This is a genomic window from Stenotrophomonas sepilia (assembly GCF_003244875.1).
Lineage (GTDB): Bacteria > Pseudomonadota > Gammaproteobacteria > Xanthomonadales > Xanthomonadaceae > Stenotrophomonas > Stenotrophomonas sepilia.
Genome location: NZ_LXXZ01000058.1, coordinates 24,671 through 40,815 on the forward strand (window position 1 = coordinate 24,671; position 16,145 = coordinate 40,815).

General features: G+C 62.4%; 14 protein-coding genes. 10 read left to right on the plus strand and 4 right to left on the minus strand.

Going from position 1 to position 16,145, the window contains the following annotated elements:
* Positions 1 to 19: 19 nt before the first annotated feature.
* The 5 genes from A7X97_RS11470 to A7X97_RS11490 all read left to right on the plus strand — a co-directional run bounded on the left by A7X97_RS11470 (position 20) and on the right by A7X97_RS11490 (position 6,571).
* Entirely contained in the window at positions 20 to 3,349 is a 3,330-nt protein-coding gene (locus A7X97_RS11470) for a UvrD-helicase domain-containing protein (RefSeq protein WP_218958785.1), read from the plus strand.
* Between the two features lie 86 nt (positions 3,350 to 3,435).
* Complete coding sequence (locus tag A7X97_RS11475) at positions 3,436 to 4,191, plus strand: multiubiquitin domain-containing protein (RefSeq protein ID WP_065199100.1); 756 nt, start codon at positions 3,436 to 3,438, stop codon at positions 4,189 to 4,191.
* Positions 4,166 to 5,347 (plus strand): ThiF family adenylyltransferase, encoded by a 1,182-nt coding sequence (locus A7X97_RS11480; protein WP_065199099.1) that lies wholly within the window; start codon positions 4,166 to 4,168, stop codon positions 5,345 to 5,347. Before A7X97_RS11475 ends, A7X97_RS11480 begins: the two co-directional genes overlap by 26 nt.
* Entirely contained in the window at positions 5,344 to 5,823 is a 480-nt protein-coding gene (locus tag A7X97_RS11485) for a ubiquitination-like system serine protease family protein (protein WP_065199098.1), read from the plus strand. The genes A7X97_RS11480 and A7X97_RS11485 overlap by 4 nt, the downstream gene beginning before the upstream one ends.
* A gap of 88 nt (positions 5,824 to 5,911) precedes the next feature.
* Positions 5,912 to 6,571, plus strand: coding sequence for a GIY-YIG nuclease family protein (locus A7X97_RS11490; RefSeq protein WP_065199097.1), 660 nt, complete (start codon positions 5,912 to 5,914; stop codon positions 6,569 to 6,571).
* Positions 6,572 to 6,951: 380 nt separating this feature from the next.
* Here the strand turns inward: A7X97_RS11490 and A7X97_RS11495 are convergent, their stop codons facing one another.
* On the minus strand, positions 6,952 to 7,308 hold the full coding sequence (locus A7X97_RS11495; RefSeq protein WP_111007946.1) for a hypothetical protein: 357 nt from the start codon (positions 7,306 to 7,308) through the stop codon (positions 6,952 to 6,954).
* Between the two features lie 548 nt (positions 7,309 to 7,856).
* Positions 7,857 to 8,774 (minus strand): LysR family transcriptional regulator, encoded by a 918-nt coding sequence (locus tag A7X97_RS11500; protein ID WP_111007947.1) that lies wholly within the window; start codon positions 8,772 to 8,774, stop codon positions 7,857 to 7,859.
* Between the two features lie 97 nt (positions 8,775 to 8,871).
* Here A7X97_RS11500 and A7X97_RS11505 point away from each other — a divergent pair, with 97 nt between their 5' ends.
* Complete coding sequence (locus A7X97_RS11505; RefSeq protein ID WP_111007948.1) at positions 8,872 to 9,711, plus strand: type 1 glutamine amidotransferase domain-containing protein; 840 nt, start codon at positions 8,872 to 8,874, stop codon at positions 9,709 to 9,711.
* 93 nt (positions 9,712 to 9,804) lie between these two features.
* Here the strand turns inward: A7X97_RS11505 and A7X97_RS11510 are convergent, their stop codons facing one another.
* A complete protein-coding gene (locus A7X97_RS11510) occupies positions 9,805 to 10,380 on the minus strand; it encodes a 5' nucleotidase, NT5C type (RefSeq protein WP_111007949.1) in 576 nt (191 codons plus the stop codon).
* A gap of 398 nt (positions 10,381 to 10,778) precedes the next feature.
* Here A7X97_RS11510 and A7X97_RS11515 point away from each other — a divergent pair, with 398 nt between their 5' ends.
* The 4 genes from A7X97_RS11515 to A7X97_RS11540 all read left to right on the plus strand — a co-directional run bounded on the left by A7X97_RS11515 (position 10,779) and on the right by A7X97_RS11540 (position 15,655).
* A complete protein-coding gene (locus A7X97_RS11515; RefSeq protein WP_181503438.1) occupies positions 10,779 to 12,131 on the plus strand; it encodes a DUF1963 domain-containing protein in 1,353 nt (450 codons plus the stop codon).
* Positions 12,132 to 12,222: 91 nt separating this feature from the next.
* Positions 12,223 to 12,954, plus strand: a complete 732-nt coding sequence (locus tag A7X97_RS11520; RefSeq protein WP_069139953.1) for a hypothetical protein — start codon at positions 12,223 to 12,225, stop codon at positions 12,952 to 12,954.
* Positions 12,955 to 13,032: 78 nt separating this feature from the next.
* Entirely contained in the window at positions 13,033 to 13,512 is a 480-nt protein-coding gene (locus A7X97_RS11525; RefSeq protein ID WP_245884991.1) for a hypothetical protein, read from the plus strand.
* 1,360 nt (positions 13,513 to 14,872) lie between these two features.
* On the plus strand, positions 14,873 to 15,655 hold the full coding sequence (locus A7X97_RS11540) for a 3-hydroxybutyrate dehydrogenase (RefSeq protein WP_111007952.1): 783 nt from the start codon (positions 14,873 to 14,875) through the stop codon (positions 15,653 to 15,655).
* On the opposite strand, the gene A7X97_RS11545 is transcribed toward A7X97_RS11540, so the two are convergent.
* Positions 15,652 to 16,023 carry a DUF4180 domain-containing protein gene (locus tag A7X97_RS11545; RefSeq protein ID WP_072168958.1) on the minus strand — a complete coding sequence of 124 codons (372 nt, stop codon included), beginning with the start codon at positions 16,021 to 16,023 and terminating at the stop codon, positions 15,652 to 15,654. The genes A7X97_RS11540 and A7X97_RS11545 overlap by 4 nt on opposite strands.
* Positions 16,024 to 16,145: the final 122 nt, after the last annotated feature.

Here is a 16,145-nt window from a genome sequence, read left to right on the forward strand (position 1 = left end):
GCGAGCCACCGAACTGCATTTGGAAGCCGTTCGCCAGGGGCGCAATCCCGGGACGCCGTACGCCTTCGCGGTTGCCGAAGCACAATCTCGGGGACTAACGGTCGAAAAATGCGCGCCGGGCACCGATGCGCTGGATGGTGGTCGGGCGTTCTTCGATCGCGAAGCTCGGCTCATCATCCACGAGGACAGCGGGTCGCCTTTTGAGCAGGCGTTCCTCGTAGCGCATGAAATCGGTCACGTCGAGCTGGGTGACGACGAAGAGAACGAGGGTTCCTACGCGATCGACCTAGCCCGCACTAGCGAGGCGGCGCCCGTGGGGCTGGATCGGGTGGTTGACTACAGTCATCGCCAGCGCCGTGAGGTCCAAATGGACCTCTTTGCGCGCGAGTTCTTGCTGCCGCGCCCGGTAGTCAGGGAACTGCATTTGGGACAGGGAATGACGTGTAGCGCCATTGCCACCCGGCTTGGCGCACCGTTTGATGTGGTGGCGCAGCAGATGCTTGACGCATTACTGCTGCCTAGCCAGACCCTCACGCCTCCCCGTCAAACGCCGGATATCCCGATGAACGACGCGCAGCGACAAGCTGCGATGCATCGAGGAGCAGCCTACCTGCTCCAGGCCGGCCCCGGTACTGGCAAGACACGTACGCTCGTCGCGCGGGTGGAGAGCCTGCTAGACGAAGGCGTGGACCCCCGCCGTATCCTGTTGTTGACGTTCTCCAATCGCGCGGCTGCCGAGATGGTCGAGAGGCTCGCTCGTACACGACCCGCTGCTGCGGCCGCGTTGTGGGTTGGTACCTTCCATCGGTTTGGTCTGGACGTGCTTCGGCGCTTTCATGACCAAGTTGAGTTGCCGCCCGATCCGCGACTCATGGATCGCACCGAGGCGGTCGAGTTGCTGGAGTCCGCATTTCCTCGGCTGGGCCTCACGCACTATCGCGATGTCTACGACCCCTCGCAAGTTATCGCTGACATGCTGAGCGCGATATCGCGCGCAAAAGACGAAGTGGTCGACGCCGCGCGGTACCGCGACCTCGCACGCTGCATGCATGACACAGCGACAAGTCCAGAGGAGATCCAGGCGGCCGAGCGTGCACTGGAGGTGGCGACGGTCTACGAGACGTACGAAGAACTGAAACGTCAGGCAGGTTGCGTGGATTTCGGGGATTTGGTTCTGCGGCCCGTGCAGTTGCTGGAGTCGAATGAAGCGCTGCGTTTGCAATTGCAGCAGACCTACGATCATGTGCTGGTTGATGAATATCAAGACGTCAATCGCTCCAGTGTTCGCTTGCTAAACGCACTCAAGCCCGATGGTACGCATCTTTGGGTTGTTGGAGACGGGAAGCAGTCTATCTATCGTTTCCGAGGTGCTTCGTCGTTCAACATTTCCCGTTTCGGTCACGAAGACTTTCCTGGTGGTGTCGTCGGTTACCTGACGCACAACTATCGTTCTGTTCGGGAGATCACTGATACCTTCTCCACGTTTGCTGCAGGTATGCGCGCTGGTGGTACGCACAGTCGGCTCGAGGCTGATCGCGCGTCATGCGGTATCTCGCCGGAATTGCGTCTTGTCGCGACAGGCGAACTCACCAGTGCAGCGTTGGCCGAGAACATCGATCAGCTGCGTCAGGCCGGCTATCAATACCGGGACCAGGCAGTGCTCTGTCGAGGCAACGACAAACTCTCAGAATTGGGGCAGGAACTGGAGCGGTTGGGGATTCCGGTACTATTTCTGGGGAGTCTTTTCGAGCGTCAGGAGGTCAAGGACCTTGTGGCCTTCCTGTCGCTACTGACCGACCGCCGCGCTATGGGGCTAGTGCGCATTGCGTGCTGGCCGGAGTTCGCGATGTCGCTTGAGGATGTGGTGCAGGTGTTTGAGCACTTGCGCACGACTGAGGCGGCGCCGGGCGACTGGACATCAGTTTTCACTCATCTCTCGCCGGCAGGGCAAACCGCGCTCGGTGCGCTCGCAACGGCTGTGGCCGGATTCGACGCCTTGTCTCATCCCTGGACCGTTCTGGCCACGGTTTTACTCGATCGAACGCGTTCGGCGGCGCGCATCGCCGCGTCAAGCAGTGTGGCCGAGCAAGCCCAAGGTATTGCCGTCTGGCAGTTTATGAATTTCGTCCGTGCGCAGCCGGCTGGCCAAGGTTTGCCGATCGCGCGGCTGATGGAGCGCATTCGCCGGCTGCTTAGATTGCGTGATGATCGGGATCTGCGGCAACTCCCGGCCGCAGCGCAGGGGATCGATGCCGTCCGGCTCATGACCATTCATGGCGCCAAAGGGTTGGAATTCCCGGTGGTGCATCTGGCCGGCGCGAACCAGGACAGCATGCCGGGTGCGCATCGACCGCCCAAATGCCCGCCGCCAGAAGGGATGATTGCTGGCGCGGCGACCTCATCGGAGGGGGCGGAGCGTGACGCGCAGGCGCAGGAGCAGGAATGCCTTTTCTATGTGGCGATGTCTCGCGCGCGTGACCGGCTCTTCCTGTATGCGGCGCATGCCAAAGGAAACGGACATCGGCGACCCCTGTCCGAGTTTGTCGATCGGCTCGGCGCGCTGCAGCAGATATCGGTTACCCCCGTGCTTCGCCTGACGCCCGCGCCGGACACCGTGCCATTGCCTATTGTGTTTTCCGGGCCAGTGAGCTTTAGCGCTCAAGCTGCCGCGCTCTACGAATCCTGCCCCCGACGCTTCCTCTATACCCATTTGTTGCAGGTCGGGGGACGGCGACAGGCCACTGCCTTCATGAAGATGCATGAGGCGGTGCGTTCGGTCTGCCAGGCCGTCATCGAGACCGGCCAGACGCCCGACTGGGAGAGCCGCCTGGAAGAGGCTTTGGTGGAGCATGAGTTGCATGAACATGGCTACGCTACAGAATATCGTGCCATGGCGATGGCCATGATCCAGTTCTTCTTAGCGTCGCGCGAGGGCGCCATTGTCGAACCTATGCAAGCCTTGAGTGTGGCCTTCGGCGACCAGCAAATTGTCGTTCGCCCGGACGAGATCCTGCTCAAGGACGGAATTCGGACGCTGCGAACCGTCCGCACCGGCCATGCCCCGCGCAAGGAATCGAAAGACGTGGGCTCGGCAGCCGTGCTTTTGGCTACCCAGCGGGCATTCCCGGGCGCCACGGTCGAAGTGATCTACCTGGCTGATGGCGAGATCAGGCCGCTCAGCCTTACACCGAAGCAGTTGACCAATAGCCACGGCAAGCTCGCGGACATCCTGACCAGCATTCGAGCTGGCCAGTTTGCGGCCGAACGTTCCGAATACACCTGTCCCGGATGTCCCGCCTTCTTCGTGTGTGGCCCGACGCCGACTGGAACGCTCCACAAGACGTTCTGAAAATAATTTACCGGCGGCCTTCCGTCAGTCCGATTAAGCAACTGTAGCCAGGTGCGACCTGGCACATACCTTAAGAGGATTTGACAATGAGTACCCATTACGACGATATCGATGACGTGGGCCAGGCGTTGCGGGAGAACCGCCCGCTGAGGGTGGCCCGCGCCTACCGGATTCACTTTGCCCTTGATGGCGTGGATTTCCGCCCTGTCATGGTGACCGATCCCGTACCGACTGGTCGCCAAATTCTGGCGGCGGCCGGGCTGGATGATCGTGACGACGTCACGTTGTGCGCCATCCTGGCTTCGGGAGACTTCGAGGACGTCTCCCTCAACGAAACGTTTGACCTGCGCGGGCAGGGCGCTGAACGCTTCATCGCGTTTCGTACGGACCGCGACTTCAAGCTCACGCTCGATGGCCGTCAACTGATCTGGGGGCAGTCGTCGATCTCGGGTGAGGCGCTTTACGTCTTGTCGGGCATCGGTGCGGATCAGGCGGTTTTCCTCGAAGTCCGCGGTGGTACGGACCGCATGATCGAGCCCGAAGACCGCATCGATCTCACCGAGCCGGGCGTGGAGCACTTCGTCACGGCGCGCCGCCCGGTGAAGGGATACGTCATCGTCGTGAACTCGCGCGAGGAGCCGGTACCGGAGAAGCGTGTCACGTTCGAGCAGGTGGTGCAGTTGGCGTTCCCCGGCTCACAGGTCGAGCCCAACGTCCGCTACTCCATGACCTATCGTCATGCGGCCTCCAAGCCGCACGCAGGTGAGCTTGCCGAAGGCGGTTCGGTCGAAGTTCAACATCACGGGACGATCTTCAATGTCACGAAAACTGTTCAGTCTTAATGCGGACCTGCGCCAGTTGCGCGAGGAGGGCTACTTCGTGCAAGCCGTGGGCGGTTTGCTGGTGATGCGCGAAGTGCCCTACGTCGATGCCCAGAAGCGGTTGCGCGCGGGAACGCTTGTGTGCCCCCTGGACTTGGCCGGGGATATGACCTGTAAGCCTTCGACTCACGTTATGCATTGGGACGGCGATTTTCCGTGCCGTGCCGATGGCACGCCGCTGCGCGAAATCGCGCACCAGTCCCAGCTCTTCAATCTGGGCCACGGTGTGACGGCCCAGCACGCCTTTTCGAGTAAGCCGGGGCCCGACGGCTATCCGAACTTCTACGAGAAGATGGCTACCTATGCGTCCATCCTCGCGGGCCCTGCGGCGGTGCTGCAACCGGGCCTCAGCCCGCGCATCTTCCGTGCGCCTGACGACACGAAGACCGACACGATGTTCAACTATATTGATACCGCCTCGGACCGCGTGGGCATCGGTAACCTGTCCGAAAAGCTGGAGGGCGAGATCATTTCGGTGATTGGCACGGGCGGCACCGGGAGCTATATAGTGGATCTCGTAGCCAAAACGCCAGTGCGCGAAATTCGCCTGTTCGATGCCGACGAGTTCCTGCAGCACAATGCCTTTCGCGCCCCAGGGGCTCCGTCGCTTGAAGAGTTGCGCGACGCGCCGAAAAAGGTCGATTACCTCAAGGGCATCTACGGCAGGATGCACCGCGGTATTGTCGCGCATCCGGTCAAGCTCGATCACACCAACGTCGAGCTGCTGAATGGCACCACCTTCGCATTTCTCTGTATGGACGCCGGGGAAGACAAACGCGTGGTGGTACAGAAGCTCGAAGCCTTTGGTGTGCCCTTCATCGATGTTGGCATGGGTCTGGAGCTGGTCGACGGTAGCCTGGGTGGGATCTTGCGCGTGACCACCAGCACGCCCGAGAAGCGCGAGCATGTCCATGCCGGACGCATCTCGTTTGCGGGGGGCGGCGAGCGCGACATCTATGCCTCGAACATTCAAGTCGCCGATCTGAACGCGTTCAACGCGGTGCTCGCCGTCATCAAGTGGAAGAAGCTCCGAGGCTTCTATCGCGATCTGGAACGCGAGCACCACTGTACGTACACCACCGATGGCAACCTATTGCTTAACGGGGATCAGGCATGACGCGCATCACGACGCTCGAGCATCGCTTCGTACGCAACGTGCCGAGGGAACTCGTCCCGGGCATCTTGTATGTGTCGATGGACTACGCGACGGTAGTGCATAGCTGTTGCTGCGGCTGCGGCGAACAGGTGGTGACGCCGCTGTCTCCGACCGACTGGAAGATGACCTACGACGGCGCATCGGTCTCCCTGTCACCCTCGATCGGCAACTGGCAACTGCCGTGCCGCTCGCATTACGTGATTCGCCAGGGCCGGGTTATCGAGGCCGGACCTTGGAGTGCGGCTCAGGTTGCGGCTGAACACCGGCGCGACCAGGCAGCCAAGGCACGCTTCTATGGGCGGCAAGACGAGCACGAGCGAGCCGAGGATGGAGACACCGGTCGAGTGGTCTTCGAGGCTACGCCAGCGTCGCGTCGCTCTGGCAACTGGTGGTCTTCCGTCGTTGCCTGGTTCTCGGGTAGTAAGTCGGACAAGTAGTCGGCATGCGGCATCATGGTGTCTTTTACAACAGAGTTCCGGCACGCTTGTCGGCGTGCTGGAGCATTTAGGGAGAGGAGGGCAGCCCATGGTCCCAGGGTATGTCTATATTTTGGTCAACCCGAGTATGCCGGGCTTGATCAAGATCGGGCGAACACTACGCGACGCCCGTACGCGTGCGCGCGAACTTTCGTCCACGAGTGTGCCAACGCCGTTCCAAGTGGCCTTCGAATTGTTTGCTGAACAACATGAGGCGCTGGAAGCGAAAGCACATCTTGCGCTGACCGATTTTCGTGTCGATGCGGCGCGCGAGTTCTTTCGGTATCCGCTCGACAAAGCCATTGCATTGCTACTCGATTTGGCCGAGCCTTCCCAGAGTCCGGCAGCACAGTACGTGGCGGAAGACGTGACACAACGGCTTCGGGAAAGATATCCGGCGTACCTGCGCTCGAATATCGCCTCCGTCAGGATCGTTCAAGTACCTGGCCGTGTCTGGCTGGAGATCACGACGGAGGAAGAGAGCGCCGGGTATCTTGTGGATCAGACCATCCAACGCACGGATTTGGCCTTCATTGCTGACACGGATGAGCCTTTTTTCCGACCGGAAGATGACGTCCGTTTGAACGCGGATAAGCTGGTGAACGAGTACGACGCATACTCAATCGTTATGACGGCGGACCTGTTTCACGACGAGGCGTGCCGGCAGGTCGAGCGAGAGCATCAGGCGCAGAGACGTCGCCTCGCTTGACATATGAGCACCGAACGGTCTTAGTCGTTGCCGTAATCCGGTTCGTACTCGATTTCGCGCTCTTCGAGGTCGTAATGCGTGTCAACGTCCAGGCCAGCCAAGGCCACTTCATCGCTGCCTTCAAGTGCCAAGCCGCAGGTGGGGCAATGAAATTCCAGCGAGTAGTACCCGGTTTCGACAATCTCGAAGCCGGGTTCGGCCCCTGACTGGTCGTCGGCCAGTTCCTCGTAAGCCTCTTCGCCGCCAACGATGCCATACGCACCGCAAGCTGGGCATACCTCTAGCCAATCAGGCGTTGAAGGTTAGCTACTGGCTCGGAGCGGCACTGGTCGAAGTGAGGCTCGACCAACCCTCCCGTAAGTGTGCTCCGATCGAGCAGGTCACTCTGGCCTAACCTCGTGGCAAGCCCACTCAACCAGCCCGCGGCAAGCCAGAAACAACCCATCCACCACCCCCTCATCCAGATGCCGCTCCGGCTCCGCTGCCACCCGGCAGCGGTCTGCCGCGTGTAGCAGCTCCAGCACCGTCAGTGCGCCAACCATCGCGCGCTCACTTCTAGCCAGGCTCACGCGGCGGCCGGGTGAGACATCGGTTTCTGGCCAAGGATGCCCATCTGCACCCTCGCAGCTGCGCATGCGCTTGAGAATGCCGAGCAGGGAGTTCAGGTCGGGCAAGGGAGTGTCGTCGTTGATGGGTTCAACAACGGTGTACGAGGAGAAGGTGTCGGATTCGTTCATGGCGTCGGCTTCCGTGGCTGTGCTTAACAGCGCCACCGTGAAGAGGTGGCGGACGATGCGTGGCTGCAAACCGGAAGAAGCGATGTCATAAACCGGTGGGCCCGAAAGCCCCCACGCACCGCCCGCCAGAAAGGCCGACGGATTGCCCGCCGGCACCGGTTAAGCACGGTGCCGACGGGCAAGCGCAAACTACAGACATCGCTTTCTTCGGGTTTGCAGACCCGAGCCACCCGTTGTCGGTGGCGCGCCATGGTGTTTACGCCGCCTCTCCGAATGCCAATAGAAATTCGCGAAGGAATCGTCGAATCCGAGAGCGAAGAACTATTGTTGCATGCGCCATTCGTGCAGCACGCGACGCCAGCAGACGCATTAGCGCAGCCGCTCTGTTGATGGCGAACCAATGTGGCGCAATCGCCTATGCCACAAGCAAATAGCGCGACAGCCTTCTTTGCAATAGTTCTTAGTCCGCCTCGCCAAGCAACGGCGCGCGATCAGCTGCACACCTCGAAAATCGGTTCAAACCCGACACTGTTAACAAGCTCGCAGCTTCAACCAACGCCAGCCTCAGCCGCATTCCCCACCAACAACTCAATCATCGCCCTTGCCGCCGCCGATTGCCGTCGATGCGGCGCATAGATGACCGAGAACGGCCGTGACCGCCCTCGCAGCTGCGGCAGCACTTCCACCAGCTGCCCACGCTGCAGCCGCTCGCGCACAATGAACTCATAGCTCTGGCAGATGCCGATGCCCTGTTCGGCCAGCGACACCACGCCCAGCACATCGTCGGAGGTCTCGATGGACGAACGCGGCAGCCAGTCCACGTCGTGCCCGTCGTCGCGGAAGATCCACGGCGCCAACCGCCCGGTGCGCGGCATCACGAACGGCAGGCACAGGTGCTGCTGCAGATCGTCCAGCGTCTGCGGCGTGCCGCGGCGCTGCAGGTAGTCCGGTGCAGCCACCAGCAACAACGGCGCATCTTCCAGCTTTCGCCCTACCAGCCCGCTGTCCGGCAGCTGGCCCAGGCGGATGGCCAGGTCGAAGCCTTCGGCCACCAGGTCGACGTTGCGGTTGGTGATGTTCAGTTCCACCTGCACCTGCGGGTACTGCTGCGCAAAGCGCGCCAGCACGGGCGGCAGCCGGTAGTGGCCATAGGTGGTGGGCACGCTCAGGCGCACGCGGCCGGCCAGCGCACCGTCCTGGGCCAGTACGTCGCGCTCGGCGTCGTCGAGCAGGCCGAAGGCGGTGCGCACCTGTTCCAGATAGAGCCGCCCGGCATCGGTCAGGCCCACTCGGCGGGTGGTCCGCTGCAGCAGCTGTCGGCCCAGCCGCGCTTCCAGGCGGGTGACCGCGCGGCTCAGCACCGAGGGCGTGGTGGACAGCGCCACCGCGCCGGCCGTGAACGAGCCGTGCTCGACCACCGCCAGGAACACCTCCACATCGCCCAGGTAGTCGAACTTGCGGCTCATTTGGTTCTCCGGGGAACAGATGTTTTGCGATGGGGCCAATTTATCGCCGCTGGGGCAATGAATAAAGTGGCCGCCATTCCCCGATAGGAGCGACCCCATGAACCTGATGACCCGGCTGGCCGCAGCGCTGGCCCTGACCCTGGCCGCCAGCGGCGCGCAGGCCGCCAACGTGCTGGTGGTGCTGTCTGACGAAAACCACCTGGACCTGAAGGACGGCAAGGTGCTGTCCACCGGCTTCTATCTCAACGAGCTGATGCAGCCGGTCAAGCTGTTGCTGGACGCGGGCCACGAGGTGACCTTCGCCACGCCGCAGGGGCGGGCGCCGACCGTGGATGCGTCCTCGGTGACGCCGGCGTACTTCGGCAACGACGCCGCGCAGCTGAAACTGCACAAGGAACTGCTGGAGAAACTGGCGCTGACCTCGCCGATGGCCTCGCCGGTGGTCAGCCTGGCGCGCGTCGAGCAGCAGGGCTACGCGCGTTTCGATGCGGTGTACATTCCCGGTGGCCACGCGCCGATGCAGGACCTGCTGAAGAGCCCGGCACTGGGTCGGCTGCTGGCCGACTTCCACCAGCGCAACAAGACCACCGCGCTGGTCTGCCACGGGCCGATCGCGCTGCTCTCCACGCTGCCGGATGCGGCGGGTTTCGTGGCAAAGCTGGACGCGGGCGCGATGCCGGCCACGCCGAAGTGGATCTACAGCGGCTACCAGATGACGGTGATCAGCAACCAGGAAGAAGAGCAGGCCAAGCCGTTGCTGGGCGGTGGCGAGATGAAGTTCTACCCGCAGACTGCGTTGCAGCGGGCGGGGGCGAAGTTCAGCAGCAACACCACGCCGTGGACCGGGCATGTGGTGGTGGACCGCGAGTTGATTACCGGGCAGAACCCGGCTTCGGCGCTGGAGGTGGGGCAGCGGTTGGTGGAGCGGTTGAAGTAAGGCGGGGCTGCGCAGCAGGTTGCCAGCCCTGGGCCGAGGGGCCAGCGCCTCGGCCTGTCTATGGAAGTGCCAACGTGGTCGGAAGAGAGGGCATCAGCCCTTCGCGAGCGCTGCCCCTGACAGATCTTCAATCTGGGAAAGCGCGTGACGCGTCGCAGTCCAATCGCCGGCGTGCCTGATCGCTACGCCCCCGGCCGCTGTCCAGGCATCACAGTTCGCTTCGAAATCGTCGATCAGAACATCGCCTGGCTGGTGCATGAAAAGAGGCTTGTGCCTGCCGCCGAGCACAGGCAACACCAGGCAGGTTGCTGACAGGTGCTCGCGGACCCACTGCCGCTTCTGCATGGCAGCGAGTGGATAGTTCGATTTTGGGCAGGCCGTGAGAATCACCGGGTTCAAGTGGTGGATGCTGTGGAAGAACTCCACTGCACCGTGCATCGGCGGAAGGTCGCGGAAGAATGACGGGTGGTTGTTGATGTGCCCCCACATTTCATCGTCGGCAAGCACGCGGTGGTCCAGGCCAAACAGGGCGGGAAATGCCGCGTCGAAGTCGGCCATTACGCCATCAAGATCTACGTAGATGGTGCGTCTGGATGCACTCGATCCACCGGTGTGCTGGTTCGCGAGCGGGTCCATCACCGGCATTGTCTTCACATCATCAGCGTTCATTTGCGCGTTCTCCTCTCAAGAGTGGGCTTTCTGCTTCATCGGTTCCCCAGTAGCGAGGCAAGGTGTTTGGCAATTGCGACAGACGTGGCGGCAATCGCGATGCCGACTACGCCGGCACGGCTGAAGGGGCCGGCGACCCACGGATGCCGTAATCGGCATGCTGGAAATGCGGTTTATGTCGCGGCGCTTCTTCAAAGGCCTGCCGGGTGGCTGACCTGGCCCTTGGCCAGGACGCACGGCCCGCAGCCGCTGGCTCATTTCGCCAACCAAGGAGCAATCTGGCGCGCTGGTGAGTGGATCATCGCCGGGCGCTACAGGCAGGCCGGGTGGTGATATACCTGTGGCGCTCGATCCAGACTCAAAAGGACGTCACCGAAATGGATGCTCAGGCAGATTCAATGTACCACGCCGACCAGCGCGACCACCATGCCGAAGCCGTGCTTGAGGCCTTCTTCGCCAAGCACCGAACCCCGGCCCTGGTGCTGCAGCGTTTCTACCCGCCGGCGGCATTCCCCAGGGTCCGCAGCCGTCTAGGCGGTCTGCCGCAATTGCCCGATGGGATGGATTGGCCGGTTGGCGAGAGTTACGGCGAAGCGGCGCCGATGCACTTCCTGGCGCAGATCGATTGCGCCGAGCTGCCACGCGTGGATCCCGATATGCCCTCGCAAGGCATGCTGTTCTTCTTCGCCATGAACGACGAAGAGCAGATATGGGACACGGACGAACCACAGCAACGCGTGCGAGTGCTGTACGCGCCCGAGGTCGCGGCCGATCAGCACGTGCGTGCGCTGCCGGACGGCATGCGGCCGATTCTGGATGAAGGCCCTTCGGACCATGCGCACCGCAATCCTGCATGGCTGCTGCCTGAGGAAGACGGGCCGTGCGTGCATGTTCAATGGCCCTTGGTGGCGCGGCACATGGATACCTGGCCGGATGAGCTGGAGCTGCCGCCGGGTGAGGAGGATCGGCCGTATTACGAGATCTACCCCTCGCGCCAGGACGAAATGCGGCTGGGTGCGGTGGTGGCGGCCACGGGCCTGTTTCCGCGCGCGGACGCCGCCACGGAATGGGAGCGCCCGCAGTCACCTGCGTGGACGTTCCCGGTGCAATGGCTGCGTTACCAGACCGATTTTCCCCAGGTAGGCATCATCATTGACCGCCTTTCGCGGGTGATCGGTAATGAACGGCGTGCAGGCAAGCGCGGGGGTATTGATTACGCCGATGTACGCGCATGGGTGAAGCGCGCCGCCGCCATTGGTCTGGATGACGCCCCGGATGATGCAACGCGGGAGGCATTCCGTGAGTGGATTATCGGACAGATCAGCGACGACTTCGAGCGTATGACGCTGACCGACCTGGGCATGGGCCGGGCGTTCACCAAGGGACTGCTGGCGGCAGTTGCCTACGCGGCGGGCTCGCCGGCTGCGGCCGCGCGCATACCTGCACTGATGTACCGCCACCTGCAGGACGAACATCTGCCGTTTGATGAAAGCCTGGGCACGTTGCCTGATGGCCGCAAGCGCTGCGCCGAGACGCGGGTGCACCAGATGCTGGGGCACGTACCGCGCTTGCACGGCATCGTGCCCGACGTGGAAGGCGAGGGCGACGCGGTCTGCCTGCTGCAGTTGGCGTGTGACCCGGCGATTGACCTGGTCTTTGGTGATTGTGGCCAGGCCACGTTCTGGTTGAGTCGTGAGGATCTGCGCAACTGCAGGTTTGACCGTGTCGTGGGTGTGGTGGAGTCGCACTGATTGGGCATGGCCAGCCCGGCATGGCACCATGACGGGCTGGCCTCGTCCCTTCGGGCGGGGCCGTTTTCCCAGGGAAGCCCTCGAACACGACATGCGAACGTCCTTCTTCATCCTCTCCGCCCTGTGCCTTGGCTTGCTGTCCGGCTGTGCCAGTGGCCCGGAGGAGCACGCCTCAAGCCGCGAGATCACCAGTGCGTTCGTGGCCGACGACGGCCAGCTGTACCTGCTGCCGCGCTATGACGAGCCGATGCGTTTCAATGCCGCGCCGTTCCGTGAGTACCGCGCGCTGATGGACAGCCCGCTGCGCGAGGCGGTGGCCTGCGCGCAGATGTACTTCCATGAGGATTGGCGTGACCCGGCCAACAAGGCCAAGGTGCATGGCAGCTATGCGCTGCTGCTGCGGCCGGAGCAGGTGACGGCGGAGCAGGCCGCGCAGTTCAAGCTGGAGCGGATTGAGGTCCCCTCGCGTGAGGCCAAGGCCGTGGAGGAGCGGGCGCGCTACTACCTGCCGATGGACCGGACCCGCTACGCGCTGGCGTTTGACCGCGCCTGCAATCTTTCAAGGAAGGGCGGCAGCTATTACAGCGCGCTGTTCGAGGGCGACGGCGAGCGGGTGAAGTTGCCGGATGCTGCGGCGCTGGCGGAGAAGGGAAAGCTGGCACAGCCGATCAATGCACGGGCGCAGCGGATCCTGCCGGAGCGGGAGGACAAGCCGGGCGTGGGTTCGGCGGCGGGCAAGGTGCTGGGGGCGGCGTTGATCCCTGTGGCGGTTCCGGTGTTTGTGTTGAGCCTGCCGTTCCTGGGGCCGGATCATTGGAAGTGATGGGGCGCTGAGGGAGAGCATCCACGCATGGCGTGGATCTACTTGGGCATCGCCTGAACGTTCATCCTGGAGATCTGTGTGCCCAGCACGCTGGAAACTGTTCTGAAGACCGCAGGTTTCATTGTCCTCGCGGCACTTCCGTTGGTGATCCTCTGGTTCACCCTTCGGCGAATGTCAGCGACTGCTCGCTCGTCCGTGAAATCGGGGCTGCGTTTGCATGCTCCGCGCCGGATTTCCGGCAGGTCCATGACCTTGGTGATGGTGGATGGGAAAGAAGATCGGGAGCACTACTTCTTTGATGCGGCGTCCTTTTACCTGCGGCGTGGGCCGGTGCCCACGGCGGTTCCGCTTTCGCAGATCACCTCAGTCACACGAACGTCCGACGTCATCTGTTCGCGCTATGTCTGGCAGGTGTGCTTCAGCAGAGCATCGGGTAGAAAGTGCGTGACGTTCACCAACAACCTGTCGCTGTTCAACCGCGACTTCCTGCTCTTTCTGGAGGCGGTGCGAAAGGCCAACCCGCTCGCGACCGTTGATCGAGCGAGCGTTCTCTTCTAGAGCGTGTTGAAGTTCGGTATGAACAGTGTCACTGCAATGGCATCACAGCGCGCAGCCCATGTTCGACCGATGTGATCGATGAGAGATGGGCGTTTGTTGCGCGGTATCTGATGCCGAAGCATTCTCATGCGTGGCAGTGCAAGTATGATCTGCGATGAACACGCAAAGCCCGTAACATGGAACGAGGTCCGCTCGTTTCTGCGCGCGATGCGAAGCGTGGGCCTTGTCACCTGTGACGAAGACGCATTTGAGACAATTGTCGAGACGATTTACGTTTATGGCATGCGGTCAATCTCTGCGGAGTAGTTCCTGATGATGTGCCGATCGACGCTGGATGTATCCCTGATTCACGCCTACGCGCTTCCTCTCGGCATATGCGTGGCAGCAGCCGTGGTTCTGATCACAATATGGTTTGCATCCCGCTCTGGCGGGGTGCCAGCCAGGAATATTGCGCTCGGCTCGGCGCTGGCCGTTGTTGTCGTAGTTGCCTTTGGCCTCGTATATCAAGCGCGAACAGCGTACATCGCCGTTACAGATGGCCAGCTGATTGGGTCAGCAGCGTTTGTCCGACTGCAGCTCCCGCTTTCCAGTGTCTCGTGGCAGGACGCTTCCGATGCTTCAAGGATCACGCTGCCTCACCGGCAACTTGGGACCAGCACAGGGGGCGTTGAACTTGGCAAGTTCCCCATGCAGAACGGTCGCAACGTCTTCGTGCTGCGCACGGACCGTAGCTCTGTTCTCGTCACAACCAGAGGGGATACTGACTTGATTCTGGACCGACGTCTTCATGAACAGCTCAAAGCATGCTTGGATCAGGTACGTGAGACCGGCGGCCATCGAGGAAGATTGCAATGATCAGCAGGAAGTACTGGTTTACCAGGAAAAAGTACGGATGGGGTTGGGGGATGCCGTGCGCGTGGCAGGGCTGGCTGGTGTACGCAGTCGCATTCGGCCTGCTGCTGGCGGGTCCGTTTCTGTTCTCTCCATTTCGGGAGCCCATCGCGTTTCAGCTCTACACGTGGGCCGTAGTGTTGGTCCTTGTCCTCATCTGCTGGATGAAAGGCGCCCCCCCCGGTTGGCGGTGGGGGGAGTAGAACGGCTGCAGAAGCTATTTTCGGACCTGTTCGATTTCGATCCGCCGGGCAAAGCATGGATGCATTGCCCTATGTGGGAGTCGGACAGTATCGCTAGCAGGCCACGACTGCGCCCCCTCTGAGGTGTACCGTTTTGAATGAACGCTGGACACTTCCCTCCGCGGGTACCCAACGCGTTCTAACCGTTGATTGACCAAGGTAGCGTCGCTTAAAGGGGCGCGCCGGTGAAGCTACACTGGCCACCTACGCCCAATGGAAGCTCACCCATGTTCAGTGGAAAGGTTGCGGTGGTCACCGGCTCCACCAGCGGTATCGGTCTTGGCATCGCCACGGCGCTGGCGCGGCAAGGTGCCGATATCGTGCTGAATGGCTTCGGCGATGCGGCGGAGATCGAACGCATCCGTACCCGCCTGGAAGCTGAGTTCGGCGTGCGGGTGGTGCACGATGGTGCGGACCTTTCCCGGGGCGAGGCAGTGCGCGGGATGATCGAGCACGCCGTCACGACGATGGGCCGCATCGACATCCTGGTGAACAATGCCGGCATCCAGCACACCGCGTCGATCGAGGAATTCCCGGTCGAGAAGTGGGATGCGATCCTGGCGCTGAACCTGTCGGCGGTGTTCCATGCCACGGCGGCGGCGTTGCCGCACATGAAGCAACAGGGCGCCGGCCGCATCATCAACATCGCGTCGGTGCACGGGCTGGTCGGCTCGGTGAACAAGTCCGCCTATGTAGCGGCCAAGCATGGCGTGGTGGGGTTCACCAAGGTGACCGCGCTGGAGAATGCGGGCACCGGCATCACCGCAAACGCGATCTGCCCAGGCTGGGTGCGAACGGCGCTGGTCGAGCAGCAGATCACCGCGTTGGCGGAGAAGGAAGGCACGGATCAGGAGTCCGCCGCTCGCGCGCTGTTGGCCGAGAAGCAGCCTTCGCTGCAGTTCGTGACGCCCGAGCAACTGGGCGGGATGGTGGTGTTCCTGGCCTCGGATGCCGCTGCCCAGATCACCGGCACGGCGCTGCCGGTGGATGGGGGCTGGACGGCGCGCTAGCTGGCCGACACGGGAAGACGCGCCAGCAGGGCATCCCAATCGGCGACAAAGCAGCCGTCGCGGCCGCGGTTGCACTCGGTGATCCATGCATCCAGCGACGGGCTTTGTGCGCGGTAGGCGCTGACGTCGCCCAGTACGGCGAAGTGCAGGCGGTAGTTCACCAGCATCTGCAGCCATTGCCCGGCCATGCCGGAGCGCAGCTCGAAGAAGTCCGCCGAAAGGCGTTGCACCGGCACGGCGATCCACTCGGCCTGGTGCCCGAGGGCATCGCCGACCAGGTTGCGTAGGGCGCCGGCATCGAGCATCGGGCCCTGCGGCTCCACGCGCAGGATGCGGGTGGTGCCGATGTGTTCCAAGTGTGGGTGCATGGCGTTCTGAAGTCCGTATCGTCCTTCCAGTATGGCTATGGCAGAAGGCGACGGCGAGCGGGTGCAACATGAATCTGGCGAACGAACGCGCTAGGCTGCGCCCGGCGCCTGCGCGACGCGGG